Source organism: Pseudomonadota bacterium (genome assembly GCA_030859565.1).
GTDB lineage: Bacteria > Pseudomonadota > Gammaproteobacteria > JACCXJ01 > JACCXJ01 > USCg-Taylor.
This window is the reverse complement of the sequence record JALZJW010000056.1, coordinates 1-23,938: the sequence shown is the minus strand read 5'-3', so window position 1 is coordinate 23,938 and position 23,938 is coordinate 1. Positions and strand designations below refer to the sequence as shown.

The 23,938-nt window shown below is 60.1% G+C and carries 27 protein-coding genes and 4 pseudogenes; 14 read left to right on the top strand and 17 right to left on the bottom strand.

The features are described from left to right. A partial coding sequence (locus tag M3436_10110) for a hypothetical protein (protein ID MDQ3564468.1) occupies positions 1-187 on the top strand: 187 nt, incomplete at its 5' end. A 25-nt stretch (positions 188-212) separates the two neighbouring features. Here the strand turns inward: M3436_10110 and M3436_10105 are convergent. The 3 genes from M3436_10105 to lgt are packed head-to-tail and all read right to left on the bottom strand — an operon-like array spanning position 213 to position 2,349. Continuing rightward, entirely contained in the window at positions 213-674 is a 462-nt protein-coding gene (locus M3436_10105) for a dihydrofolate reductase (protein ID MDQ3564467.1), read from the bottom strand. A 35-nt stretch (positions 675-709) separates the two neighbouring features. Beyond that, positions 710-1,504, bottom strand: coding sequence for a thymidylate synthase (locus M3436_10100; protein MDQ3564466.1), 795 nt, complete (start codon positions 1,502-1,504; stop codon positions 710-712). Between the two features lie 14 nt (positions 1,505-1,518). Beyond that, positions 1,519-2,349, bottom strand: a complete 831-nt coding sequence (gene lgt, locus M3436_10095; GenBank protein MDQ3564465.1) for a prolipoprotein diacylglyceryl transferase — start codon at positions 2,347-2,349, stop codon at positions 1,519-1,521. Positions 2,350-2,436: 87 nt separating this feature from the next. On the opposite strand from lgt, the gene M3436_10090 reads away from it, so the two are divergent. Then, positions 2,437-4,503 carry a thioredoxin domain-containing protein gene (locus M3436_10090; protein ID MDQ3564464.1) on the top strand — a complete coding sequence of 689 codons (2,067 nt, stop codon included), beginning with the start codon at positions 2,437-2,439 and terminating at the stop codon, positions 4,501-4,503. 21 nt (positions 4,504-4,524) lie between these two features. Here M3436_10090 and M3436_10085 read toward each other — a convergent pair whose 3' ends face one another. The 7 genes from M3436_10085 to M3436_10055 form a co-directional block, all read right to left on the bottom strand. Beyond that, positions 4,525-4,914: a hypothetical protein gene (locus M3436_10085; GenBank protein MDQ3564463.1), complete on the bottom strand. Its 390-nt coding sequence runs from the start codon at positions 4,912-4,914 to the stop codon at positions 4,525-4,527. Between the two features lie 203 nt (positions 4,915-5,117). Then, entirely contained in the window at positions 5,118-5,447 is a 330-nt protein-coding gene (locus M3436_10080) for a hypothetical protein (GenBank protein MDQ3564462.1), read from the bottom strand. A gap of 260 nt (positions 5,448-5,707) precedes the next feature. Further along, entirely contained in the window at positions 5,708-6,640 is a 933-nt protein-coding gene (locus M3436_10075; protein ID MDQ3564461.1) for a carbohydrate kinase family protein, read from the bottom strand. 151 nt (positions 6,641-6,791) lie between these two features. After that, complete coding sequence (locus tag M3436_10070; GenBank protein MDQ3564460.1) at positions 6,792-7,037, bottom strand: type II toxin-antitoxin system VapB family antitoxin; 246 nt, start codon at positions 7,035-7,037, stop codon at positions 6,792-6,794. A 161-nt stretch (positions 7,038-7,198) separates the two neighbouring features. Then, positions 7,199-7,615, bottom strand: coding sequence for a type II toxin-antitoxin system VapC family toxin (locus M3436_10065; GenBank protein MDQ3564459.1), 417 nt, complete (start codon positions 7,613-7,615; stop codon positions 7,199-7,201). 187 nt (positions 7,616-7,802) lie between these two features. Then, positions 7,803-8,624, bottom strand: coding sequence for a C39 family peptidase (locus M3436_10060; GenBank protein ID MDQ3564458.1), 822 nt, complete (start codon positions 8,622-8,624; stop codon positions 7,803-7,805). Between the two features lie 456 nt (positions 8,625-9,080). Beyond that, the gene (locus M3436_10055; GenBank protein ID MDQ3564457.1) at positions 9,081-9,416 is read right to left on the bottom strand and encodes a hypothetical protein; all 336 of its coding nucleotides are present in this window, start codon (positions 9,414-9,416) and stop codon (positions 9,081-9,083) included. Positions 9,417-9,895: 479 nt separating this feature from the next. Between M3436_10055 and M3436_10050 the strand changes: the two genes are divergently transcribed. After that, complete coding sequence (locus M3436_10050) at positions 9,896-10,603, top strand: transposase (protein ID MDQ3564456.1); 708 nt, start codon at positions 9,896-9,898, stop codon at positions 10,601-10,603. 190 nt (positions 10,604-10,793) lie between these two features. After that, the gene (gloA, locus tag M3436_10045) at positions 10,794-11,198 is read left to right on the top strand and encodes a lactoylglutathione lyase (GenBank protein MDQ3564455.1); all 405 of its coding nucleotides are present in this window, start codon (positions 10,794-10,796) and stop codon (positions 11,196-11,198) included. Here the strand turns inward: gloA and M3436_10040 are convergent. Next, positions 11,188-11,446: pseudogene (locus tag M3436_10040) on the bottom strand (superoxide dismutase family protein). The gene gloA and the pseudogene M3436_10040 overlap by 11 nt on opposite strands. Positions 11,447-11,574: 128 nt before the next feature. Here M3436_10040 and M3436_10035 point away from each other — a divergent pair. The 4 genes from M3436_10035 to M3436_10020 are packed head-to-tail and all read left to right on the top strand — an operon-like array spanning position 11,575 to position 13,869. Continuing rightward, positions 11,575-12,399, top strand: coding sequence for an ATP-binding cassette domain-containing protein (locus tag M3436_10035; GenBank protein MDQ3564454.1), 825 nt, complete (start codon positions 11,575-11,577; stop codon positions 12,397-12,399). After that, positions 12,396-13,172, top strand: a complete 777-nt coding sequence (gene mlaE / locus M3436_10030; GenBank protein ID MDQ3564453.1) for a lipid asymmetry maintenance ABC transporter permease subunit MlaE — start codon at positions 12,396-12,398, stop codon at positions 13,170-13,172. The genes M3436_10035 and mlaE overlap by 4 nt, the downstream gene beginning before the upstream one ends. A gap of 10 nt (positions 13,173-13,182) precedes the next feature. Beyond that, positions 13,183-13,677 carry an outer membrane lipid asymmetry maintenance protein MlaD gene (gene mlaD / locus M3436_10025; protein MDQ3564452.1) on the top strand — a complete coding sequence of 165 codons (495 nt, stop codon included), beginning with the start codon at positions 13,183-13,185 and terminating at the stop codon, positions 13,675-13,677. A gap of 9 nt (positions 13,678-13,686) precedes the next feature. Further along, complete coding sequence (locus M3436_10020) at positions 13,687-13,869, top strand: YbdD/YjiX family protein (GenBank protein ID MDQ3564451.1); 183 nt, start codon at positions 13,687-13,689, stop codon at positions 13,867-13,869. A 143-nt stretch (positions 13,870-14,012) separates the two neighbouring features. Here the strand turns inward: M3436_10020 and M3436_10015 are convergent, their stop codons facing one another. Both M3436_10015 and M3436_10010 read right to left on the bottom strand, forming a co-directional pair. Next, positions 14,013-14,636, bottom strand: coding sequence for an exopolysaccharide biosynthesis protein (locus M3436_10015; protein ID MDQ3564450.1), 624 nt, complete (start codon positions 14,634-14,636; stop codon positions 14,013-14,015). A gap of 3 nt (positions 14,637-14,639) precedes the next feature. Beyond that, positions 14,640-15,452 (bottom strand): undecaprenyl-diphosphate phosphatase, encoded by an 813-nt coding sequence (locus tag M3436_10010; GenBank protein ID MDQ3564449.1) that lies wholly within the window; start codon positions 15,450-15,452, stop codon positions 14,640-14,642. A 275-nt stretch (positions 15,453-15,727) separates the two neighbouring features. Here M3436_10010 and M3436_10005 point away from each other — a divergent pair. Then, a pseudogene (locus tag M3436_10005) lies at positions 15,728-15,946 on the top strand (hypothetical protein). Further along, positions 15,943-16,213 (top strand): annotated as a pseudogene (locus tag M3436_10000) (hypothetical protein). The pseudogenes M3436_10005 and M3436_10000 overlap by 4 nt, the downstream one beginning before the upstream one ends. A 152-nt stretch (positions 16,214-16,365) precedes the next feature. Here the strand turns inward: M3436_10000 and M3436_09995 are convergent. Then, positions 16,366-16,632 carry a nucleotidyltransferase domain-containing protein gene (locus M3436_09995; GenBank protein ID MDQ3564448.1) on the bottom strand — a complete coding sequence of 89 codons (267 nt, stop codon included), beginning with the start codon at positions 16,630-16,632 and terminating at the stop codon, positions 16,366-16,368. Positions 16,633-16,800: 168 nt separating this feature from the next. Continuing rightward, positions 16,801-17,214 carry a hypothetical protein gene (locus tag M3436_09990; GenBank protein ID MDQ3564447.1) on the bottom strand — a complete coding sequence of 138 codons (414 nt, stop codon included), beginning with the start codon at positions 17,212-17,214 and terminating at the stop codon, positions 16,801-16,803. A 294-nt stretch (positions 17,215-17,508) separates the two neighbouring features. Here M3436_09990 and cax point away from each other — a divergent pair. From cax to M3436_09975, 3 genes and pseudogenes are all read left to right on the top strand, one after another. Continuing rightward, positions 17,509-18,598, top strand: a pseudogene (gene cax, locus M3436_09985) (calcium/proton exchanger). Between the two features lie 8 nt (positions 18,599-18,606). After that, positions 18,607-19,683 (top strand): magnesium/cobalt transporter CorA, encoded by a 1,077-nt coding sequence (gene corA / locus M3436_09980; GenBank protein ID MDQ3564446.1) that lies wholly within the window; start codon positions 18,607-18,609, stop codon positions 19,681-19,683. A 6-nt stretch (positions 19,684-19,689) separates the two neighbouring features. Continuing rightward, on the top strand, positions 19,690-20,148 hold the full coding sequence (locus M3436_09975; protein MDQ3564445.1) for a DUF3429 domain-containing protein: 459 nt from the start codon (positions 19,690-19,692) through the stop codon (positions 20,146-20,148). A 4-nt stretch (positions 20,149-20,152) separates the two neighbouring features. Here the strand turns inward: M3436_09975 and M3436_09970 are convergent, their stop codons facing one another. Further along, positions 20,153-20,866, bottom strand: a complete 714-nt coding sequence (locus M3436_09970) for a 1-acyl-sn-glycerol-3-phosphate acyltransferase (GenBank protein ID MDQ3564444.1) — start codon at positions 20,864-20,866, stop codon at positions 20,153-20,155. A 348-nt stretch (positions 20,867-21,214) separates the two neighbouring features. On the opposite strand from M3436_09970, the gene M3436_09965 reads away from it, so the two are divergent. Next, the gene (locus tag M3436_09965; protein MDQ3564443.1) at positions 21,215-23,422 is read left to right on the top strand and encodes an EAL domain-containing protein; all 2,208 of its coding nucleotides are present in this window, start codon (positions 21,215-21,217) and stop codon (positions 23,420-23,422) included. A 96-nt stretch (positions 23,423-23,518) separates the two neighbouring features. Here the strand turns inward: M3436_09965 and M3436_09960 are convergent. Further along, positions 23,519-23,938 (bottom strand): EF-P beta-lysylation protein EpmB (locus M3436_09960; GenBank protein ID MDQ3564442.1); only part of this gene is annotated, 420 nt, incomplete at its 5' end.

Below are 23,938 nucleotides of genomic sequence, written 5' to 3'. Positions count from 1 at the left end.
GTTCGAGGCCCCGCGGCGGTGCAGGCGCGGGACCTCGATCGTTTTCGGCCACTGGTCTACGCTCAGGCTCACCGGCGTTGAAATGGAGCGCTTCCGCGTTTATCCCCTGGACCGCGGTTGCTGTTGGGGCGGTGAGCTTACGGCGATGCGGATCGAGGATCGGCGCTTTTTCAGCGTCAAAGCGTAACGCTGTACCGTCCCTCCGGGCTCGCTTAGCGCCGTTTGAGTACGATAAAGCTATGCGCAATGCGATGGGTTTCGTCGGCCGGAAAGTCCTGCCGGGACTGCTCGATCCAGTCACCGCGATCGTAATGGGGAAAGTACGTATCCCCGTCAACCTCGGTGTGGATCTCGGTTAAATAGATATACTCAGCAAGCGGAAGCGCGGCGGCATAGACACTGCCTCCGCCGATGACCATGATCTCCTCACAACCTCGTGCCCAGGCGAGGACCGCTTCCATGCTTGGGACCACGATGCAACCCGAAATGCTCAGGGCCGGGTTGCGGCTCATCACGATGTTGGTGCGTCCCGGGAGCACGCGGCCGATGGACTCGTGGGTCTTGCGCCCCATGAGCACCGGCTTCCCCATCGTGAGCGCCTTAAAGCGCTTTAAATCGGCGGGGAGACGCCACGGTAAGGCGCCGTGCGCGCCAATCACACGCCGGCTGGTCATCGCCACGATGATCGACAGCGAAGAGTTTGCCACCGTTAGACGGCGATCGGGGCTAGGATCGCGGAATGGTGGCGGTAGTCGGCGATCTCGATATCATCGAATGTGAACTCGCAGAGCGATCCCCGGTGCGGACTGAGCCGTAGGCGTGGTGCCGGGTAAGGGTGACGCGACATCTGCTCCATGGCCTGTTGCTGGTGGTTGAGATAAAGGTGCGCGTCTCCGAGCGTGTGCACGAGTTCGCCCGGCGCCAAGCCTGTCACCTGCGCCACCATCGCGGTTAACAAAGCATAGGAAGCGATATTGAACGGCAGGCCCAGGAAAATGTCCGCACTGCGCTGATAGAGCTGGCAAGACAAGCGACCCTCGGCCACGTAGAACTGAAACAAGAGATGGCACGGGGCGAGCGCCATCTTTCCGATTTCACCGACGTTCCAAGCGCTGACGATCAGGCGCCGCGAATCCGGATTGGTTTTAATCGCATGCACGACGTCGTTGAGTTGGTCGACCCGCCCGCCCTCGGCCGTGCGCCAGGCGCGCCATTGTGCGCCATAGACCGGTCCGAGCTCACCACTCGCATCCGCCCACTCGTCCCAGATCCTCACTCCGTGCTCTTGCAACGGGCGGACATTGGTTTCCCCGCGAATAAACCACAGCAGCTCATGGACCACGGATTTCAGATGCAGCTTCTTGGTCGTAACCGCGGGAAAGCCTGCTTGCAGATCAAAGCGCATCTGATAGCCGAAAACACTGAGCGTGCCCACACCGGTGCGGTCGCTCTTACGCACCCCATGCTCAAGCACGTGCTCGATGAGAGCTAAATACTGCCGCATGGGCTCGCGACGCGCTACCCCTTTAGGCGGCGGCCGGTTCCCGCCGATGCTAACGGCTCCGGCGGCCGGCGATAGGCATTCCTGATCCACCACATGCCGATGATCAGCATCGGCACCGTCAACGCCTGCCCCATCGTTAACCAACCGAAAGCGAGGTACCCTAAGGGTTGCTCTGGCACCTTCGCAAACTCCACCACGAAACGCACTAAGCCGTAACCCAAGAGAAACACGCCCGAGACAGCTCCGAGTGGCCGGGGCTTCGACGAGAAGATCCACAGCACGCAAAACAAGACCACGCCCTCCAGGAAAGCCTCGTAAAGCTGCGAGGGATGCCGTGGGATGCCGCCGGCCGCCGGATCGGGGAAGATCACGGCCCAAGGCAGATCGGCCGGCCGTCCCCACAGCTCGCCGTTGATAAAGTTCGCGAGCCTCCCGAAGCAAAGACCGGGTGGGACCGCCGGCGCGAGAAAATCGATGACATCGAAAAAACGCTTACCGAGTGTCTTTCCGTAGACCGCCATTGCGATTAGCACACCGATGAGCCCGCCGTGAAACGACATCCCGCCTTCCCAAATCTTGAAGATAGCGATCGGATCGCTGAGATACATGGAGAGGTTATAAAACACCACGTGTCCTAATCGGCCGCCGAGCACCGCGCCCAGCGCGGCGTAGAATATCAGATCGCTGATCTGCGGGTCCGACCAGTCGAGCGTCCGCCGGCGCGCCCGGTAGCGCATCAGCCCCCAGGCCACGCCAAAGGCGGCGAGGTAGGCGATCCCGTACCAGCGTACGGCAAGAGGACCGATTCTGAATGCGACCGGATCGATGTCGGGGAAAGGGATCACGGCGGTAATATTAGCACGGAGTGCGCGAACTCCACGCGGGATTGCGTTACACTCTTTCGGCACACCACCCACTCGCGACCATCCGGCATGAATTCACTCGCAGAAGAAACCAGCCCCTATCTCTTGCAGCACGCCGGCAACCCGGTGGATTGGTATCCGTGGGGCGATGCAGCACTCGCTCGCGCGCGCGCCGAGGGCAAACCGATCTTGCTTTCTATCGGCTACTCGGCCTGCCACTGGTGCCATGTAATGGCGCACGAGTCTTTCGAAGACGAGGCGACCGCGGCGCTTATGAACAAGCACTTCATCAACATCAAGGTCGACCGCGAGGAGCGCCCTGATCTCGACAAAATCTATCAACTTGCGCACCAGTTTCTGACTGGGCGCGGCGGCGGCTGGCCGCTCACGCTGTTCCTCGCCCCCGAGGACCAGGCCCCGTTCTTCGCGGGCACCTATTTTCCGCCCGAGCCACGCTACGGGATGCCGTGCTTTGCGGATATTCTGCGTCGGATCGCCGGCGCCTACCGGGAGCAACACCAGGAAATCCGCAGCCAGAACGAGGCATTGATCGAGGGTTTGCGCAACCTCGGAACACAGCAACAAGCGCCCGGCGCGGTCAGCGATGCACCGCTTATCGAGACGCGGCGGCAACTCGGGGAAGCCTTCGACAGCCGTTTCGGCGGGTTTGGCGCGGCGCCGAAGTTCCCGCATCCGGTCCATATCGAGTTCCTACTGCGCCGCTATGCGGCGGGCGCGATGGCGGGGACACCCGACGCCGAAGGCTTGGAAATGGCGCTCGTCACGCTGCGGCGGATGGCCCGCGGAGGCATCTACGATCACCTGGGTGGCGGCTTCTGCCGTTACTCCGTCGATGAAAGCTGGATGATCCCGCATTTCGAGAAAATGCTCTACGACAACGGCCCGTTGCTCGCGGTGTATAGCTGGGCCTGGCAGTTGAACCGCGACCCGCTGTTCAAGAAGACCGCCCTCGAGACCGCGGAATGGACACTGCGCGAGATGCAATCCCCCGAGGGTGGCTTCTATTCCAGTCTGGATGCCGACTCCGAAGGTCACGAAGGCCGGTTTTACGTTTGGGATGCGAAAGAAATTCAGTCGCTGCTCACCGCCGAGGAGTACCCTGTCCTAGCACGCTGTCTCGGCCTGGATCAGGCCCCGAATTTCGAGGGCCACTGGCACCTGTGCGTGTCCGTGCCGCTGGAGGCGCTCGCCAAGGAATGGGGTAAGCCGCTCGCGGATCTCGAGCGGCTTTACGCCGAAAGCCGGAAAAAACTCCTCGCCGTCCGCACGCGGCGCGTCTGGCCGGGCCGGGATGAGAAGGTGCTAACGGCATGGAACGGTCTCATGATCAAGGGACTGGCGGTTGCCGGTCGGGTTTTGGAGCAGCCCGATTTTCTAGATGCGGCCCAGCGAGCGGTTGATTTTATCCGCGCGCGGATGTGGCAGGACGGACGGCTCCGCGCGACGTATAAGGATGGCAGGGCCCGGCTCAACGCCTATCTCGATGATCATGCCTTCGTCATCGAGGGACTGTTAGCGTTACTCGAAGCCCGTTGGCATGACGGCAACATGCGCTTTGCGATCGAGCTCGCGGAAGCCCTGATCGCGCGTTTTGAAGATCCGGTGCAAGGCGGATTCTTCTTCACCTCGCACGATCACGAGGCCCTGCTATTGCGATCCAAATCGCTTGCCGATGACGCGCTTCCGTCCGGGGCGGGTATTGCCGCTTACGCGCTTGGGCGGCTCGGACACCTGCTGGGCGAGAGCCGCTATCTCGACGCGCGCGACCGCGGCCTGCGCAGCGCCTGGGGCGCCATCGAACGCTATCCTACCGCTCACAATGCTTTACTCCTCGCATTGGAAGAGTATCTCGCGCCGCCGATCTCTGTCGTGATCCGAGGCGATAAGCGCGCGGAGGATTGGCATCGGCGCTGCGCCCAACGCTACGCACCGCAACGGCTGGCGCTGGCGATTCCATCCACCGCCGCCGAGCTTCCCGGCCTCCTCGCCCGGCGGGAAGCTCACGACGGCGCCGTGGCCTACCTCTGCGAAGGGCAGCAATGCCGTCCGTTCATCGAGCATTTCGAGGAGTTCGATCGGGTCCTTTGCGGCAGCGAGGCGATCGCATCCGGCTGACCGGCGCACCGCCAGGGCGCCCTATTGTTTTTTCTTGAAGAAATAGTGCAGCGACGAGGAAGAGCTCTTTAGAGTCATCGCATCGGGTGTCTTTTCGATCACCTCGAAGGTCTCGCCGCGGCCGGTCACGATCTTACCCTCGGTGACATCATAGGTGTCCGTGATGGTCATCTCGCGGCCGCCGCCCGTCAGGGTTTCGGAGAACATATACACGCTCGTCATCGATAGGACGCCGTCCTCGCCGAACGTCCACTTGGAAGTTTCCGGAGAGCGCTTACCCGTCAGGTTGAGAGCGGTGCTTTCTATCACCCAGTTTCCGGCGATATCGGAGCGCTGTTGAATCAGCGGTTGCGCCGTCGCGGATGTAAAGAAACAAAGAAAGATCCCCCACCGGAGAACTGACTTGATCATACGCCCTCCTCGTCACGCTGCGTTGTTATTTGAGTATGCGCTTCAGAGCTTGTGAAGAAATCGTCGCAGTAGACTTATTCACAAACTGTTGGCGTTATTTTGACCGGCGGCCTTGCCCGGCACAAGCCCTCGGCGCAAAGCCGAGGGGAGATCCACTAAGCGCCGTCAGAGGCCGCCGTTCGTGGCGGGATCAACGCGCCGGTTCAGTACGGGTACCAGCGATAATAGGGGTAGTAATATGGTTGCCGATAGTACGGCCGATGCAGCCGGAACGGCTGATGGTACCCGTACCGCGGCGTCTTGTAATGACGCCGGTAGTGCCGCTGGCCATTAGAATGGCGCGGGGACTGGTGCCGGTAGTTATAACCGCCATAGGCATGGGATCCCTGGTGCCGGTGGCCATAACCGCCGTAGGCATGGGATCCCTGGGACGACCGGTAACCAAAGTTCCACGCTTGACTGGCCGCGGGAACGCATAAACCGATAACCAACACTAGGGCCGCGATGTAGGCAGAGACACGAGACGTCAACATGATACACCTCCTCTTTGCGGGGCTATCCCCGATGCTGGCGCAAAATCTAGCCCCATAATGCTGAATGCCTGCTGAATATACGCGGCAGGTTGAGGATCGGTTTTTAGGGAAGCTCTGCAAAAGCTACTACGCCGCCCATCTGCATTGTCGCGTGCTCGCTCGTTACTCGCCTATCTACCTGATATGTCTCGTGACTTGCTCCGCGGCTTCGCGCATCTGGGCATGCTCATAACACTCTTGCAGAGCTTCCTTAGATTACTTTAGAAGTCCGTTCCAAAGCTCTCCCTATAACGCGCCTCGAACTCCGGACGTGTGACACGGTGATTCTGCGTGCCGGCGCACTCGATCTTGATCGCTCCCATGAGCGATGCGATGCGCCCCGTTGTCTCCCAATCGAGGCCGTTGAGGATCCCGAATAGGAGACCCGCGCGATAGGCGTCTCCGCAGCCGGTCGGGTCCGCAATCGCGCGCGCTTTCGCCGGCGGGATCTCGTAACAACCCGAAGGCGTAAAGATCCGCGAGCCTTGCGCCCCGCGCGTGACGACGAGCGCCTCGACGCGGGCCGCAACTTCCTCCGGGGTCAGGCCGGTGCGTTCCTGCATCAGGTGCCATTCGTAATCGTTCACGGTCACCCACGCGGCTTGCCCGATGAAGGCCCGTAGATCCTCGGCACCGAACATCGGCATCCCCTGGCCAGGGTCGAAGACGAAGGGTATGCCCATGCGGGTGAATTGGCCGGCATGCTGGATCATACCATCGCGTCCGTCGGGCGCAATGATGCCGACCGAGCGCCCCTCCACGGCCGGTACCGGATTCAGGTGCGAGAGGCTCATCGCGCCCGGATGGAAGGCCGTGATTTGATTATCGTCCAGATCCGTCGTGATGAAGGCCTGCGCCGTGAGTGTGTCGCTCAGGATATGAATAAAATCGCGCCTAATCCCGCAGCGGTCCATCCACTCGGCATAGGGCCCGAAGTCGCGGCCCGCCGCGGCCACCGGCAACGGATCTTCGCCGAGGAGCTTGAGATTGTAAGCGATATTACCCGCGCAGCCCCCGAACTCACGGCGCATTTCCGGCACCATGAATGAGACGTTCAGGATATGGATCTTCGCGGGCAGAATGTGGTTCTTAAAGCGGTCGGGGAACACCATGATGTTGTCATAGGCGATGGAACCGCAAATCAATGCAGGCATGATTAGTTTATCCTGGTTGTTAGTTGCATAAATCATCAGTTTCGCGTCAATTCCATCCTGAACGATGGCGTAGGCGGCCGAACTCGTTCGCTCTCATACCACACGCTATCCTCGCGATTCGCCTAGACGAGAATATTGGTGTCGACGCCAATCACGCGCCTCGGCCTTTGAGGGCAAGCTCGCGGAGTTTTCCCCAACCTAGCTCTTGAACGCCCGACTGTAGTCTCTTTTCTTTATAGGAGGCCTTCCTCAAGCGGATCTCGTGCTCGCTCTTATGCTTTACAAGCAACTCTCGTAAGCCGCGTTCGATCAGGGCCTTCACGGTTGTGCCTTCGCGTGCAGCCACCTTTCTTGCCGCATCGAGCAGCGTGTCAGGAATCTCTACAGTCGTCTTCATAGGGTACACCGTATGGGTCAGTACGGGTTACCGTAGCATACAGCGAAGAGTGGCAACGTTATAGCAAACGCCAACTATGGGGGGATCGTGCGACCGGTTGACCCAACCAACCCAACCGACATAGACCTGACCCCGCTTCCTGCGGGTGACGAGCTAGAGAGTCAAGTTGCCAGCCAGTTCTCCACGTTGAGTCCTGGCGCTTTTGGAAACTGGCTTACGTTGTTGGTGACCAGAGCAAGCCCGAGCGACAACGCGTGGGCCGCGATCATCGTGTCGTTGGCGCCGATCGGTGTCCCAGCCTTCTCCAACGCGGTTCGGACCTCGGCATACTTCTCGTCTGCATCCTCTTCGAGCGGTAGCACCTCGATTGTGGACAACAACTGGGCAATCTTGTCCGATAGGGCGGGCGATCCCTTCTTCGCCGCGCCATAGCGAAGCTCGCACACAACCACGATACTGGTGTAAATCAGATCTTCGCCGACGCCGGTGATGTGTTGGGCTACCGCTCCAGCGGGGTGCTTGATGAGGTCCGAAAGGATACTGGTATCGAGCAGATTAGCGACGCTCCGCCATCTCAGAGATGCACGGATTCCGGAGGCCGATCCTCTATTTCGGGGAGCTCCTCGGCGAGGGGCTCCCACGTGGCGAGCCTACGCAAACTAATAAGTCGAGACCTGACCGCGTTTCCTCGTTTCCTGCTCGCGCCCTCGAGAGAGCCTCGGGGCGGGTAGGTGAGCTTTTTCCTACCCTGCCAGGTCTCGTTAGTTATAACCCCAACCCGCTAGGACGCGCTCGTAGAACAAGGTTTACGGCGGACGACGCTGCTTGGTCCCCCTGGTAGGCTGCCTGGCGCAACCTGAGTGAAGGATAATCGGTGCCTCGAGACAACGCTAAGGGATAATGGGTGATGTTCTCTTCTCCCGCCTTGCCGAGGACAAACACAACCCCTTCCCACTCATCCAAAAAACGCTCTATGCTCATGCGCAGATTGCCGCGTGCCGGATCGGCCAAATAAACGCGATCCCCTGCCACTCCCCGGAGCACGGCAAAATGATAGTAGCCGAATGGCTGGACGTGAACGATCACAGGGGCCAGCAGTTGTGGCAGTTGATCAATGGTCAGCTTAAAGCCCGCAGCCCGATAACCCCTCTGTTGAGCCACAATTTTGAGATCTAGGAGGGAAAACCCAATCCTTTTCTTTCGGGCTTGCTCCTTTTTAGTCATCGTTTCAAGCCGGGTGTTAAGCAGCTTCAGGATCTCCTTTTCTGAGGTATTCTCCCCATAATAATGAACCATGAGAGTAGCCAGCGCCGCCGCACCGCACGAGTAGTCCAGTTGCTGTTTAATGACATACTGGTCGCGAAGTTCTTTCAGGGTATGACGCTTCGCGATCGTCGGCTGGGCGCTGGTGGGAACACTCCAGGCGACCTCTTCGGCCACACTCACGCCATTTATGAAAGGCTGCAGGCTCAGCGCATACCCGAGAAATCGCCCTACCGTTATCATACGCGATCCACCATTCCAAATGCGTTTCTTATGGACAAACTCAATCTCAATCGCGTCGAAGGCCGCTAACGCCTTCGACATGGTGGACTTCTACGGCGTCTCGAGCACCACGCCGTGTGCTTCTTGCCGGGTGACGACAGCCCTCTATGCGGCACTGCCTTTCGGGCGCGATGGCACGTGCCGTCTCTGTTACGCCTTTGGCCTTTTCCGTGACAAGGCAACGATGCTGTGGGGTGCTGGCGAGAGCGCATTTGCCGTTCGTCGAATACGACTTTAGAACGCTAGAGATCCGATCGCCGCTGGCCTAAAACCTACAACGGCCAGCGCCGACCACCCCCTCGTTTCTTCCATAGCGATCGGCAGGCTTGGCTGTCCTCCCCGCCACCTACCCCCTGCGGGGACCGCTCCGGTGCATGAAGAGTGGAGAGCCCCCGACTGTGCACGAGGGCTCTCCGAGAGCGGGGCGCACCCTGAGGGCACCTGGCCGGTCACAGTACCTGCCACGAACCCTCCGGGCCGCCCACCGGGGACATTAGCTCACGGGGCCGGGGTGACGGTTCCCGGGAGGGTTGGTAACTGCGGCCCAACGAGTCCGTGAACCTGTAGGAAGTTCGCGGCCGTTACGGGTAACTCATTGGCAACCGAGAAAAACGCGGCGTTCGGAAGGGCCGAAAGTAGGCAAACCCCTCCGCCATCTGTGCTCGCCGTTGTGAAATCGCATGCCGCCCCCCCTTCCGTGGCGGCCAACACGCCGTCTTGGAGCGGCGCGAGGCTAGCTCCTTGTAATCCCTTGAGGGCATGGAAGTCCGCCGCCATGGCGGGAGCCGACAGCGCGACGGCCAAAGCACTACCTAACAATATGGATTTGTTCATTAATATTCCCTCCTCCTAATTAATGCCGAGTTGGGGCCGGGTATGACACCCCTTGGGGCCACACGCCGCTCGCCTCATCGGCGTATTCTAAGAATCAACAGGTTATGATGAGGCTGTCTTCCCCTCCCTGCCTCTGCTTGTCGCGTCCCTGTCAAGCAATATACCCTAGCCAGGAAACGTGCACAATCGTTTTGTCAATAATTTTATAAATTAACGAGGCCCGCAGCGGCTCCGAGTTAAGATACTGGCATTAAACTCACCACTGAAAATACTGCGTTCTTAACGTTCGCTTAACGGCGGGGCTCTAAAAAACGTATCGGCCGGCGGCCGTATGGCGAGAAGTAGGCCGACTGGGACGGCGAAGACCGTACCCACGCCGAACGGTAGGAATCGCCTAGATCGATGTCTCCAGGTAGTCTTTGTGCGGGAACAGCGGACTATAGGGGCCAGGTTCGATTTCTTTATGATATATTGGGATCATGCCCCGCCACCCGCGTGTTCACCTCGATGGAATACCCCTGCACATCGTGCAACGCGGTCACCACCGCGAGCCGTGCTTCTTTGGGGAAGAAGACTACTTTAGGTACCTGCACTGGCTTGGTGAGGCATTGAAGGAGACACGCTGTTCGCTACATGCCTATGCGCTCATGCCCAACCACGTGCACCTGCTCCTCACCCCCAAGAGAGCAGCGGCGGTACCGAAGCTCATCATCTCCTTGGGCCGGCGCTACGTGCAGTATATCAACCGGCAGTACCGGCGTACCGGCACGCTCTGGGAGAGCCGCTACAAGTCCTCACTCATCCAGGCGGAGACCACTCTCCTCACCGCCATGCGCTACATCGAACTGAACCCCGTTCGCGCGGCGATGGTGGACGATCCGGCGCACTACCGTTGGACCAGTTACCGGGCCAACGCCCTCGGACAAGTGTCGCCGCTGCTAATCCCTCATCGGGTCTACTTAGCACTGGAGGCGGGCGACCACGCACGGCGAGTGGCCTACCGCGGTTTGTCCCGGCCCCCTCTCGATGAGGAAACCCTCCGCGCCATACGGCTCGCGCTGAACCAAAGTCAGCCCTTGGGCAATGAGCGCTTCCATGCCAAGATCGAGCGCATGACGGGGCAGCGGCGCGAAGCGAGGCCCCGAGGCCGGCCGCGGCTAGAGCGTGATGTTGCTGAAGCCATCTAGGGGCAGGCAGAGTTGGGATTGTGAATAAGTATTGCGAGGCTGGCCCCTTTTGCGGCCCTTTTGTCCAGCTCCTTTCGTCCCGTGAGAACGGAGTAGACTAAGGACGATATTCCGTTTAGATACCTCCATGTGATACCGTTTAGATACCTCCATGTGATACCGTTTGAGTAATTCTTGGGAGGCGTCACGAATGCGTATGTTGCATATCATGTTACGAGTGGGGGATCTCGGCCGCTCATTGCAATTCTATACCGAGGTCCTCGGCATGAAGCTGTTGCGGCGGGCCGATTATTCCGAGGGCCGCTTTACCTTGGTCTATCTCGGTTACGGCGAGGAGCGCGACACGGCCGTCTTAGAGCTTACGCACAATTGGGACACCAACCGATACGATCCGGGAAACGCCTACGGGCATATCGCCATCGGCGTCGATGACGTGTACGCGGCTTGCGAGGCGATCCGCGGGCGCGGCGGCAAGATCGTGCGCGCCGCCGGGCCGATGAAAGGGGGTACGGCCGTGCTCGCCTTCGTGGAAGACCCCGACGGCTACAAGATCGAGCTGCTTAAGGATCCGGTGCGCCGCCCGATTACGGGATGACGCCGCAGGCGATGCGGGCGCCGCCCCCACCCCCTTCTCGGGCAGGTCGGAATAATTATCGCCACCCGCATGGATCATCAGTGAGCGTCCTTTTAGATCTTCCATCTTAGCCGTATAGCAATCGCCGCGCTTGTAGCCGATCCGCGTTCATCCACCGTGAGAACCGGGAGATCTCCCAGGTGGCCGTTACCGTTCGGACCTTCATGCTTGCCGGTCGCGGCGGGATCGTAATGATGACCCGCGGCGATGCCCGCCGCAATGCTACCGTCTTTTTGCGCTAACAGTCCTCGGTCCATGCAGCGGCGATTTCGGCGCTCGGGTTGACCTTGGGCCGCGACTTCCCGAGAATCACGCCCTCACGTCTCCATAAAGGCCAATGCAAAACGATAATCAAGACCTGGAGCCTCTCGTCCGCATCCGCGATCTCTGTTTCCGCCGTGGCGAGCGGGTCATCTTCGACCACATCAATTTATCCATGCCGCGCGGAAAGATCACGGCCATCATGGGACCGAGCGGCTGCGGTAAAACCACCCTGCTGCGCATGATCGGCGGTCAGCTCAAGCCCCTATCGGGGAGTGTGCGGGTCGACGGGCAGGAGGTCACGGCGTTATCGCGAGGAGCGTTGATGAGCTTACGCCAGCGCATGGGCATGCTGTTCCAGAGCGGCGCGCTCTTAACCGATCTCCCGGTGTTCGATAACGTGGCCTTCCCCTTACGCGAGCACACCCGGCTGCCCGAGCCGATGGTCCGCGATTTGGTGCTGATGAAGCTCGAGGCGGTGGGGCTACGGGGCGCACGCGATCTGATGCCGAGCGAGCTTTCGGGCGGCATGGCGCGCCGAGTCGCCCTAGCCAGGGCGATCGCGCTCGATCCCATGATCATCCTCTACGATGAGCCTTTTACCGGTCAGGATCCGATCTCCATGGGGGTCCTGTTGCGGCTCATCGAGCAGATGAATGAAGCCCTCGGCACGACCAGCGTCATCGTGTCGCACGATGTGCGCGAGACGGCATCGATCTCCGATTACATCTACGTGCTTTCCGGCGGAAAGATCATCGGTGAGGGCACGCCGGATCAACTCGATGTCAGCGACTCCGAATGGGTACGGCAATTCATGGACGCTCGCCCCGACGGCCCGGTGCGCTTCCACTACCCGGTGCGCGATATTGTCGAGGATTTATTGGCGGGAGGTGGCGAGTGATGAGCGCACTGCGCGCATTGGGCCGCTTCGGATTGCGCTTTTTCCAGCGCCTCGGGCGCGGACACATCTTTCTGCTATACACCCTCGGCGGGTTGCCGGCCACGCTTTATCGCTGGCGCTTACTCACCTCGCAGGTTTTTGCGCTCGGGGTACTGTCGCTGGTCATCATCGTGGTCTCAGGGCTTTTCGTCGGCATGGTGCTAGGGCTGCAAGGGTATAATACCCTGGTGGATTTCGGCGCCGAGGAGTCGCTCGGGATCTTGCTGGCGTTATCGCTGGTGCGCGAGCTAGGACCAGTGGTCTCGGCGCTGCTGTTCGCGGGCCGCGCCGGCTCGGCCTTGGCGGCCGAGATCGGGCTCATGAAAACCACCGAGCAGTTGGCGGCCATGGAGATGATGGCCGTCGATCCGCTGCACCGCGTGGTCGCGCCAAGGCTGCTCGCCGGGATCCTGGCCATGCCCTTGCTCGCGGCGATCTTCAGCGCGGTCGGCGTCTATGGGGGCTACTTCGTCGGCGTGGGATTGCTTGGCGTCGATGAGGGCGCCTTCTGGTCCCAGATGCAGTCGGCGGTTGATTTTCACGACGATATCCTGAACGGCGTCATCAAGAGTTTTATCTTCGGCATCGCGGTCACCTGGATTGCCGTATTCGAGGGCTATGATACGGTCCCCACCTCGCAAGGCATCAGCCGCGCGACGACTCGGACCGTGGTAAACTCCAGCCTCGCGGTGCTGGGGCTCGATTTCGTGCTCACCGCCTTGATGTTCGACTAAAGGGCTATTCATGATGCATTCAAAATGGATCGAAACCATCGTCGGAGCCTTTGTCGCGCTCGGCTTGGGGTCGCTGCTGGTACTCACCCTGCGAATAAGTAACTTGAGTCTCGCCAGTTTCGGCGCCGACAGCACCTACGAGATCCGCGCCATGTTCGACAATATCGGCGGGCTGAAGGTGCGTTCGCCGGTCAAGATGGCGGGTGTCACCGTAGGGCGCGTCAACGCCATTGAATTCGACTCAAAATCGTACACCGCGGTTGCCATAATACAGATCGACAAACAGTTTAATCAGATACCAACGGATACCGGCGCCAACGTCTACACGGCCGGGTTACTCGGTGAACAATACATCAGCCTTGCTCCCGGGGGCAGCGAAGAATTTCTCAAAGCCGGGGATGTGATCACGGACACGCAATCCGCCGTGGTCTTCGAACAAGTCATCGGTCAGTTTCTATACGGGAAAGCCGCCGAAAGCAGCAGCGGCGAGGACTCGAAAGAATAACCAGCCCGCATGCGCTTTTTGAAACGAGTCTGGCAGATCCTCCGCGCGCTCAGCGGAGATGACGCCTATGAGCGTTACTTAGCCCACTGGCGCGCCCGGCACGCGGCCGAGGAAACGGCGCCGATGACACGCGCCAAGTTTTTTAAAGCCGAAGTCGAGCGCAAGTGGAGCGGAGTGCGGCGTTGCTGTTAGGGAAGCTCTGCAAAAGTGTCGCGAGCAAGCGCAGATGCGCGAAGCCGCGGAGCGAGTCGCGAGACATATCAGGTAGATAGGCGAGCGACGAGCGAGCACGCGGCAAAGCAGATGGGCTGCGCAGTAACTTTTGCGAAGCTTCCTTAGCTAAAGAAAGACAGCGCCTCCTCCCCAAGGAACCACACCAGCGCAAAAGCGACGACGAAATAGAGCACCGTGGCGATCAACCAGCCGAAGGCCACGAAGACCATCAGCCCGTCCTGCTCCAGCTCGGCGACACACACAAAAAAAATGGCGAGCGCGGGGATCAAGTTGTTGAAGGGCAGACCGAAGGCGGGTATCGCCATCAACAAGCCGCCGGCCATGATCGTGAGCCCGCTGATCTGCCGGCCTTTCTCTCCGGTGACCCAATAGCTATAACGCGGTTTGGTAAACCGCCGGCACAGCCCCAGGATCTTCAAGCATATGCCGATTAAGACATCCCAGGTTTTGTGGCCGATGACGGTATTCCTAGCTCTTTCGGGCAGCATCGGCGTCGGATGACCCCGGAAAAGCTGCCAGCCTAAGGCGGCGAAGCTGAGCCCGCCGATCACGGACAAGGGGCCGAGCGTGAGCGGTTGCAGAAACGGCAACACCATGATGATGCAGATGAACGCAAAGGCGGCTTCTTCGATGGAGTCGAGCACCTGTCCCAAGGTAAGATTCTCTTCGCGGGCGCGTTCGGCACAGCGGTTAAGCGTTTCAACCAGCGTTGTGTAGTCTGACATTCATCAACTCCCTGGAACTAACCAAAAATAAGAAAGCACTACTCCTCCGAAAACGATCCGGTAATAAGCAAAGGCGCGAAAGCTATGATTTTTTACGAAATGAAGCAACGCCCTGACGGCAACGAGGCCGGAGATGAAGGCCGCGGTAAACCCAGTCCCGAATAGCAATAGATCGCCGTCCTGTAACAGATGCCAGTTGTTTACGCTCTCATAGAACGTCGCGGCGAACATGGTCGGGATCGCGAGAAAGAACGAAAATTCCGTCGCCGCCTGCCGCGATAGGCCGAACACCAATCCGCCTACGATCGTCGCCCCGGAACGCGAGGTGCCGGGGATCAAGGCCAGCACCTGGCAGCAGCCGATCTTGAGCGCCTCCGGCCAACACATATCCTCGACCGCATGCACCCTGGCCTCGCCCTTCGAGCGCTCGACCAGAAGGATCACGACTCCCCCCAGGATCAAAGCCGCGGCCACCGTGATCGGATTAAACAGGTGATCTTTGATGAATCGGTGCAGCAGCACAGCCAAGAAGGCCGCGGGGAGAAAAGCCAGCGCGAGGTTGCCGAGAAAACGCTGGGTGATGGCATTGTGCGTGATCCCGCGCGCCACCTCGACAAGCTTGGCGCGGTAATACCAGCATACGGCCAGGATGGCGCCCAATTGGATGACGATCACGAAGGTTTTTGCCCTCTCGCCGGTGAAGTCAAGCAGATCGCCGGCGATAATCAAATGGCCGGTGCTCGAGATGGGCAGGAATTCCGTGAGACCCTCGAGAGTGCCCAGGATCAAGGCGGGTAACAATAGCATCATATTCATCGTCGCCTGCGAAGCTTCTATGGGGTTTCGCGAATGATCGCGGATCAAACGTTATGCCAAGCGCCTATACTGGGCCGGTCATGTTACAGGGTATGGTGCATCGTTTTCCACGAATGGAAGCTTTCAGGCCACGTCGAGAGCACCGAATTATAAAGCCCTTCCTCCACGCGCAGCACTTTTCGGAATTCGTCTGCGCTTGGCGCATTGAAAGGAATGCGGATCTTTGTTATGGATCTCATCTAACTAGAATGCGATGGTTACGTGGAGGACGAACAATGACGAGTTTACTTGAACATGCTGTAAAAAAGGTGGCGGCTTTGCCCGACAATGAGCAAGATGCGATCGCAGCCCTGATCCTTGAAGCACTGGAAGATGAAACCCGCTGGGACAAGACTTTTGCGCGTACCTAAGATGCCTTAGCAAGGCTGGCTGCCGAAGCAATGGCGGAGGATCATGCGGGAAAGACCGAAGCACTTAATCCTGATAGACTGTGAAATCTCGCACTACGGCGAAGTTTCGCAAGGCATTTGCAGAATTGCCGGAATCGGTCCGAGAACAAGCGCGAGAAGCATACCTGCAGTTCATGCGCGATCCCTGGCATCCAAGTCTGCGCTTCAAGCCTATACATTCCAGCCTTCCCGTTTACTCGGCACGCGCCGGCAAGGGTTACCGTGCGGTGGGGACAGCGCGATGAAAATGGGGTTGTATGGTTCTGGATTGGCTCGCATGCGGACTATGACACGCTTTTATCCCATCTGTAATAGCGCAACCTTCACCCCAAGGGAGTCCTGTCCTGTCGCCCCTGCGGTTGCGCAATAAGTATCCTCGTCGCCTCCGGAATTCCTTTAAGCTATGGCACATCGTGGTCCGACCTTGAGCAACCAAAGGCGCACCAGCTCATGCTTAGCGTCGCTCATAAAGCACCCTGCCATGCTCGAAGATCTCGCTGTCTAGCGATGCCGGCCGTGCCGGTAACGCTCTGCTTCAGCGCGGGTCTTGACCAAGATGTCCTTCGGCACCTTGACACCGCGGAAACGTGATAGGCGCGGACGGCGCGCTCGGTTGGTGTTAGGTCGCTTGCGGACACGATCACCAACACATCCACATCACTGTCCTCGCTTGGCGTCCCCCAGGCGTGCGAGCCGAACAGAATGACCTCCTTGGGCTGGAATTCGGCCACCAGCCGGCCGGGTCAATTCATCGCACCCCGCGCCGCTCGGCATGACCAATTGTAAGTCGGCTGACCGCTAGCTAGATCTGCCCGCCGGCCGTTCCGGCGACATTCTCGAACACCGTGGCAAGGGGCAAATGGAGATTGACGCTCTCGAACGCCACCATGGCCTCAGCTTCAAAGGCATACAGCACCCAGTGATTGGAGAATCGAGTCGGAAGCCGTCAGGCTGTAACAGGCCGGCCCGATCAGCAAGAGATCACAGCTCAGAGGGCTGCCGGGTGGGTAATGACATTGCGTCTCCAACGGGGGCACGAGGACGAAGGGTTTGGGCAGGGCCACTCGCGTGGAATCACTGCTCGGCAGCATCGTCGAGGCGGGCTCGTACAGTTGATCGTACAACGGCCTGTACAGGCGCCGCAGCGCCCAGCCGAACGCCCCATGGAAGGTAGATCCCTTATAGGCGCTCAATTGCAGGGGCGTGATCGCGAGCAGATGAAATCGCAGCCAGATCCCGCTGAGACCGACGAGGGGAATTGGCTCTGCGTTTTCCGCGTATTCCGAGGGTAACTCCATGGCTGGAGCCTTCATACGCATCGTATTTTAGACGAATTCGGTACTAATAGATGATCGGAATGTCATGCCCGCAACTCCATGGCTGGAAGCCAACGTCATGGTGAGTGGGTTTCCCTGTGTCTCGATGCTGGTCATTTCCCCGTATCGCGTGCGGGGCAGGCTCTGGCCAGCATGAGGGGATCATGTAGTGACGGTTGCGACGATTTGTCTCGCATATCGGCACACCTATATAGCCCTCCGCGCTTGCAGTCGTGCGCTTGAATCCGCACACTGTACCGGAGCCGGTGGCCCATTCAAGTCGGTCATAATATGAAAAAACCCCAGCGCTCGATCGGTCTGACCCCGCTGGATAGTCTCCTGGTATTCGTCCCGATCGCCATCGCTCTGCGGTGGCTTCAAGCCGATCCCCTGTGGGTCTTTATCACCTCCTGTCTGGCCATTGTCCCGCTCGCGGGTTGGATGGGCAAGGCCACGGAACACTTGGCGGCGCGCCTGGGCGAAGGGATCGGCGGTCTTCTCAATGCCAGCTTCGGCAACGCCGCCGAGCTCATCATTGCCTTCTTCGCTCTCCGGGCCGGTCTCCATGACGTGGTCAAGGCCTCCATCACCGGCTCGATCATCGGCAACATCCTCCTGGTGTTGGGGCTAAGCATGGTCGCGGGCGGTGTGCGCTTTCCGATCCAAGCGTTCAACCGCACCGCGGCGTCGATGGGCGCGAGTCTCTTGCTTTTGAGCGCCATCGGCCTCGTCATCCCGGCGCTTTCACCTCTTCGCGGCCGGGGCCGGCACTGAAGTGGAACGTGGGCTGAGCTTGGAGATCGCGATCGTTTTGTTTGTCACCTACGGGCTGAGCCTGGTGTTCTCGCTCCACACCCACCGGCATCTTTATGTCGGGGCCGCGGGCGAAGAGGTCAATGCGGGCGAAGCCGGCGCGCATTGGGGACAAGGCCGCGCGATCGCGGTGCTGCTCATCTCATCCGCGCTGGTCGCCGTCATGGCCGAGATCCTGGTTCATAGCGTCGAACACGCCGCCCGGACCTTGGGCATGACGGAAGTGTTCGTGGGCGTGATCCTGGTGGCCATCATCGGCAACGCCGCCGAGCACAGCACGGCGGTCGTCGTGGCAATGAAGGGGAAGATGGACCTCGCCATCAACATCGCGGTGGGATCGAGCCTGCAGATTGCGCTTTTCGTGGCCCCGGTGCTGCTCTTCGTCAGTTATGCCTTCGGCGCCCCGATGGATCTGGTCTTCACGCCCTTCGAGGTCATCGCGATCGTGCTCGCCGTCTTGGTGGTCAGCCGTATCGCCGACGACGGCGAGTGCAATTGGATGGAGGGCGTACAGCTCTTAGCGGTCTATTTGATCCTCGGCATGGCCTTTTATTTCTTACCTGATTAGAAGCCCGCGTGCGCCATCGATTGAAACGCTTCGTTTTGCGGCGCTCGCCGAAAGCCGGGCTGCCCCCTGGCACCTTGGTGCACATCGGGGAGCACACCAGGGAAATGACGCGCATCTCGATCCTCGACTTCGATGACGGCGCGCTGCGCGAACAGGACGCGCAGGGGTCCTCCGAGTGCCGCGCATACAAGGAGTCGCCGAGCATCAGTTGGATCAACGTCGATAGCGTCCACGACGTCGAGCTGTTACGTGAATTCGGCCAGGATTTCGGTCTCCATCCGCTGGTCCTCGAAGACATCGTCAACACCGACCAGCGCCCTAAGCTCGAAGATTACGGCGAGTACCTCTATATTGTGGTCAAGATGCTGTCATATCAAGGCGAGGCGCTTAGCGTCGAACAGGTGAGTTTAGTATTAGGCGCCTCCTGGGTGCTCTCCTTTCAAGAACAAGGTAAGCCCGGCGATGTCTTCGATCCGATCCGTACGCGCATCAGAAGCGGGGCCGGAAAGACCCGCAAGCGCGGCGCCGATTTCCTGGCCTATAGCCTCATCGACGCCATCGTCGACAACTATTTCGTGATCCTGGAACGCGTCGGGGATCGGATCGAGGCGCTTGAAGACGCACTGTTGCCGAATCCGAGCCAGGTGACCGTCGCGGCGATCCACCACCTGCGGCGGGAGATGATCTTCCTGCGCCGATCGGTGTGGCCGCTGCGCGAAATGTTGAGCGTCTTGCAACGCGGGGAATCCAAGCTGGTACAGCCGGGCACCCAGGTGTATTTAAGGGACGTCTACGACCACACCATTCAGGTGATCGATACCATCGAGAACCTGAGAGACGTGCTGCAAGGAATGCTCGAGATTTATCTTTCGAGCGTGAACCAGCGCATGACCGAGGTGATGAAAGTGTTGACCGTCATCTCCACGATCTTTATTCCCTTGACCTTTATCGTCGGCGTCTACGGAATGAATTTCGAATATTTCCCCGAGCTAAAATGGCGCTGGGGCTATCCCGCATTGTGGGGCATTATGATCAGCATCGTCGCCCTGATGCTGGCCTACTTCAAACGCAAGAAATGGCTATAGAACCTGATGAATAACGACCCGCAAATCCCTCCGCTTCCTCTCCGGCTCGGAGCCGGCGGGCTGGTGCCGTTTATCGTCCTCGCGGGCAGTTTGTGGGCGGCGCCTCTCGACTACCGGCCGCTGCTTCTCGGTTGGCTCAGCACCTATGCCGCCGTGATCTTGAGTTTTATCGGCGCGCTGCACTGGGGCATCGCGATGGTCCACCGCCATATGACTGAAAGCAATCGCGCGCTGTTCATGACCTGGAGCGTGGTGCCGGCGATCGCCGCTTGGGTGGCGCTATTGCTCCCGGAAACCACCCGCTTCATGGTGCTCGCGGCAGCCTTCGCGGCTAACTACGCGATGGATCGCGAACTCGTGCGCCGCTATTCGATCACGCCCTGGTTTCTTAGGCTCCGCGGCGGGCTCACCGCGGTCGTCGTGCCGTGCTTGTTGCTGGCGGCATTGCGTGCGTTTCTCCCATGAGCGCTCAAGGCATCATCGGCAGCCGCTCGCAGGCCGTTTCGATCCAGTCCTCGACCAATCGATTGATCTCGACCGCGCCTTTCCCGTTGGACTCGATCATCGGACCGATCACGACGTCGATGACGCCCGGTTTCTTCTGTAGCCGGCCGCGCGGCCAAAACACCCCGGCGTTATGCGCGACCGGCACCACCGGGTAGCCGGTCTTGGCGGCAAGATAGGCGCCGCCGATCTCATAGCTTACCCGCTGGCCTGGGGCCACGCGCGTACCTTCCGGGAAAATGGTGATCCAAAGGCCCCTTTGCAAACGGTCTCGGCCTTGCTCGACCACTTGCCGCAGCGCACGGCGGACCGCTTTTCGATCAATGGCAATCGGCTTGAGTGTGGCGAGTCCCCAGCCGAAGAGCGGCAACCACAAGAGATCGCGTTTCAGCACCCAGACATGCGGCGGAAAGAATTTTTGCAAAGCAAAGGTCTCCCAGGCGGATTGGTGCTTGCACATGATGATCGCCGGGCCGCCGGGAATGTTTTCCATGCCCGTCACCCGCCAGCGCAGACCGCAGCATGTGGCGAGCCACCAGACGTTGAGATGGGCCCACAGCGTCACGATGCGGTAACGCGGGTGGTAAGGCAGGGGCCACACCACGAGCGAGATAGGCGCAAACACGATGAGTGAGACGAAAAGCCCGAAGTAGAAAACGATCGATCGGGAGAGATTCATTGGCGGATTTTCTAGACCAGCACGACCAATACCAGGAACGCGACCCTAAGCTAATTATTGCGCACTTTGCTGTTCGGACCGTCAAAATATCTATCTTTCGCTGCACCTGTGCTACCGGTGCCGGACCCATAGACCATCGCAGGTAACCGTTTTTACAGTCATTTGCGGCCGGACCGATCCTGACTTGCGGGATTGGCGCGCGAATTGCGGAATCCGACGGCTGGCGCAAACGCGGTTTTCAATAGCTATCAACTACATGACCCACTTACGCGATAACGGATTATTGCCTTATAGTTACGACCCCGGCCTCGTTGCGATCTCGGTGCTGATCGCGGTCCTAGCCTCGCTATGAACGTTTCGCACCTGAGCATCGCAGTCCTGATCCTGGGGACCTTTACGATCCTGATCCTGGGCCTGGTTCTGCTCATCGCCTTGGGCAATAAGCGCCGCGAAGCCTTGTTGCGCCATTATGATCTTATCCTGAATAATGGGCTCGATTGTGTCATTACCTTGGATCACGAGGGCCGTGTCATCGAGTTTAATCCCGCCGCCGAGAAGACCTTTGGCTACCCAAAGGCCGATGTCCTCGGCAAGAATCTGGCGGAGCTCATCATCCCGCCCGCCATGCCTGAGGAGCACCGATGCTGCGGCATCACCCATTGTGTGGCGACGGGCGAGGAGGGGGTGCTCGGTCGGCGCATCGAGATCACGGCGCTGCGTGCCGATGGGTCGGAGTTTCCGGTGGAGCTGGCCGTGACCCGCATCCTCCTCGATGGTCTCCCGCTCTTTTCCGCCCATCTGCGAGACATCACCGATCGGCGGGCCGCAGAGAATTCCTTACGTGCAGCGCGCGGCCGGCTGGACCACCTGTTGGCGTCCAGCCCCTCAATCATCTACAGTACTGGGGCGGCCGATCATCGGTGCACGTTCGTCAGCCGAAACCTCCTGGAGACCATGGGCTATGCGCCTGAAGAAATGATTGCCGATCCCGAGTTTTGGTTCGCGCATCTCCACCCCGAGGACCGCGCTCCGGTGCAGGCCCATTTCGCGCGGGAAGGGGTGCCCGAAAACGGTGCGATCGAGTACCGATTCCGGCATTCCGATGGCAGCTACCGCTGGTTCCATGATAGCTACCGCTTGGTGAGAGACGAGGCGGGGCACCCGGCCGAGGTCGTCGGTTCCTGGACGGACATTACGGCGCGCAAGGCGGCCGAGGAAGCGTCGTCCTCGCGTGAGGAGAGGATCCACTACCTCGCCTACCACGACGCGTTGACAGATCTCCCCAACCGCTCACTGCTCCTGGACCGGCTGAGCCAGGCGCTCGCCCAAGCCGAGCGGGAAAACACCCAGGTCGCGGTGCTCTTCACGGACCTCGACCGCTTCAAGATGGTCAACGACACGCTGGGCCACCCGGCCGGCGATGAGCTGCTGCGCCAGGTGGCCCTACGCTTGCGCTCGGTGCTGCGCGAGGGCGACACGCTTGCTCGCCTGAGCGGGGATGAGTTCGTCATCCTCCTGCCGCGGATCTCCGGGGCGCGCGATGTCGCCCGGGTCGCGGCCAAGTCCTTAGGCATGGTGACCGCACCCTTCACGGTGTTGGGGCACGAGCTGCACATATCGAGCACTATCGGCGTGAGCCTGTTTCCCAAGGACGGCGCTGATCCGGAGACCTTGATAAAGCACGCCGATACCGCCCTCTACCAGGCCAAGGATCGGGGTCGCAATCGGTACCAGTTCTTCGACGCGCGCATGAATGCGCACGCCCAGAAACGCCTGTTAGTCGAAAACGGATTGCGGCACGCGATCGAGCGGGGGGAATTTGTCCTGCACTATCAGCCACAGATCGACCTTCAAACGGACGCGGTTACCGGCGTTGAAGCCCTTATCCGCTGGCATCCCGAGCGGAGGATAGTGCTGCCGGGTGAGTTTATCCCGATTGCCGAGGAGACCGGGCTCATCACCGAGATCGGCGAATGGGTCCTGCACACCGCCTGCCGGCAAGCGAGGGAATGGGAGGCGGCCGGTCTACCACCGGTGCGGACGGCGGTAAACCTCTCGATCCACCAGCTCCGGCGGGGAGGGTTCCCGGCGCGGGTTCGGGCGATCCTGCGAGAGACCGAGTTGGCGCCGCAACGCCTCGAGCTCGAGATCACCGAATCGAGCCTGATGGTCGACCCCGAGCAGATCATCAAGACATTGCACGAGTTGCGCGGTATGGGTATTCAGCTCGCGATGGATGACTTCGGCGCCGGATATTCGAGCCTCGCCTACCTCAAGCGCCTGCCGCTCGACCGGATCAAGATCGACCGATCCTTCGTGCGCGACATCCCCGAGGACCCCGACGACGTGGCGATCGTGCAGGCGATCCTAGCGATGGCGAAGCAGCTTAAAATCCGCGTGGTGGCGGAAGGCGTGGAGACGCCCGCGCAGGTCCGGTTCCTCCGCGATCACCGCTGCGAGGAGGCGCAAGGCTACGCCTTCAGCCGGCCGCTCCCGGCCGAGGCCTGCGCCGACTTCCTAGCAAAGACGCCGCTGTACGCGGTAGCAAGCCGGTGAAGCTAGACGCACACGCTGCGCCCGGCGCCACGCACCACATCCGGACTGGGGCGGCTATTCATGGGCATCCGTTAATCGAGAAGCACGCCGCGCTTTTCAGTCTTCAAGCAGCTCAATCGGAACCTTATAAGGAACGCCCGGCTGTTCGCGCACGAACCGCGGGACCATATAGCCCGGGAGGCGGGAGCGCAGCCCCGCCATAAGCGCAACGGCATGGGCGCGCGGCGTGTCGTAGTGCGCGGCCCCTTGCACGCGGTCGAGAAGGTGCAGGTAATAGGGCAGGATGCCGGCCGCCACGAGCCGACCGCTGAGATCGACGAGGGCCGGGAGCGTGTCGTTGACGCCGCGTAGCAGCACGGACTGGTTGAGGAGGATGGCGCCAAGCGTGTGCAGCCGCTGCATGGCTTCGCTGACCTCCTCATCGATCTCCGCACCGTGGTTGGCGTGGACCACGATCACGGTGCGAAGACGCGTTGCGCCCAGCCATGCCAGAAGCCGATCGTCGATGCGCTCGGG

Bases quoted from the DNA above. Each gene is read 5' to 3' on its own strand.
- M3436_10075 (MDQ3564461.1), bottom strand. From the start codon at position 6,640: ATGCCTGCATTGATTTGCGGTTCCATCGCCTATGACAACATCATGGTG.
- M3436_10015 (MDQ3564450.1), bottom strand. From the start codon at position 14,636: ATGTCAGACTACACAACGCTGGTTGAAACGCTTAACCGCTGTGCCGAA.
- M3436_10085 (MDQ3564463.1), bottom strand. From the start codon at position 4,914: ATGATCAAGTCAGTTCTCCGGTGGGGGATCTTTCTTTGTTTCTTTACA.
- M3436_10070 (MDQ3564460.1), bottom strand. From the start codon at position 7,037: ATGAAGACGACTGTAGAGATTCCTGACACGCTGCTCGATGCGGCAAGA.
- M3436_10010 (MDQ3564449.1), bottom strand. From the start codon at position 15,452: ATGAATATGATGCTATTGTTACCCGCCTTGATCCTGGGCACTCTCGAG.
- M3436_10100 (MDQ3564466.1), bottom strand. From the start codon at position 1,504: ATGCGGCAGTATTTAGCTCTCATCGAGCACGTGCTTGAGCATGGGGTG.
- M3436_10020 (MDQ3564451.1), top strand. From the start codon at position 13,687: ATGCGCTTTTTGAAACGAGTCTGGCAGATCCTCCGCGCGCTCAGCGGA.
- M3436_09975 (MDQ3564445.1), top strand. From the start codon at position 19,690: ATGAATAACGACCCGCAAATCCCTCCGCTTCCTCTCCGGCTCGGAGCC.
- M3436_10035 (MDQ3564454.1), top strand. From the start codon at position 11,575: ATGCAAAACGATAATCAAGACCTGGAGCCTCTCGTCCGCATCCGCGAT.
- M3436_10105 (MDQ3564467.1), bottom strand. From the start codon at position 674: ATGACCAGCCGGCGTGTGATTGGCGCGCACGGCGCCTTACCGTGGCGT.
- M3436_09990 (MDQ3564447.1), bottom strand. From the start codon at position 17,214: ATGAAGGCTCCAGCCATGGAGTTACCCTCGGAATACGCGGAAAACGCA.
- M3436_09970 (MDQ3564444.1), bottom strand. From the start codon at position 20,866: ATGAATCTCTCCCGATCGATCGTTTTCTACTTCGGGCTTTTCGTCTCA.
- M3436_09965 (MDQ3564443.1), top strand. From the start codon at position 21,215: ATGAACGTTTCGCACCTGAGCATCGCAGTCCTGATCCTGGGGACCTTT.
- M3436_10055 (MDQ3564457.1), bottom strand. From the start codon at position 9,416: ATGAACAAATCCATATTGTTAGGTAGTGCTTTGGCCGTCGCGCTGTCG.
- M3436_10090 (MDQ3564464.1), top strand. From the start codon at position 2,437: ATGAATTCACTCGCAGAAGAAACCAGCCCCTATCTCTTGCAGCACGCC.
- M3436_10060 (MDQ3564458.1), bottom strand. From the start codon at position 8,624: ATGTCGAAGGCGTTAGCGGCCTTCGACGCGATTGAGATTGAGTTTGTC.
- gloA (MDQ3564455.1), top strand. From the start codon at position 10,794: ATGCGTATGTTGCATATCATGTTACGAGTGGGGGATCTCGGCCGCTCA.
- M3436_10080 (MDQ3564462.1), bottom strand. From the start codon at position 5,447: ATGTTGACGTCTCGTGTCTCTGCCTACATCGCGGCCCTAGTGTTGGTT.
- mlaD (MDQ3564452.1), top strand. From the start codon at position 13,183: ATGATGCATTCAAAATGGATCGAAACCATCGTCGGAGCCTTTGTCGCG.
- M3436_10050 (MDQ3564456.1), top strand. From the start codon at position 9,896: ATGCCCCGCCACCCGCGTGTTCACCTCGATGGAATACCCCTGCACATC.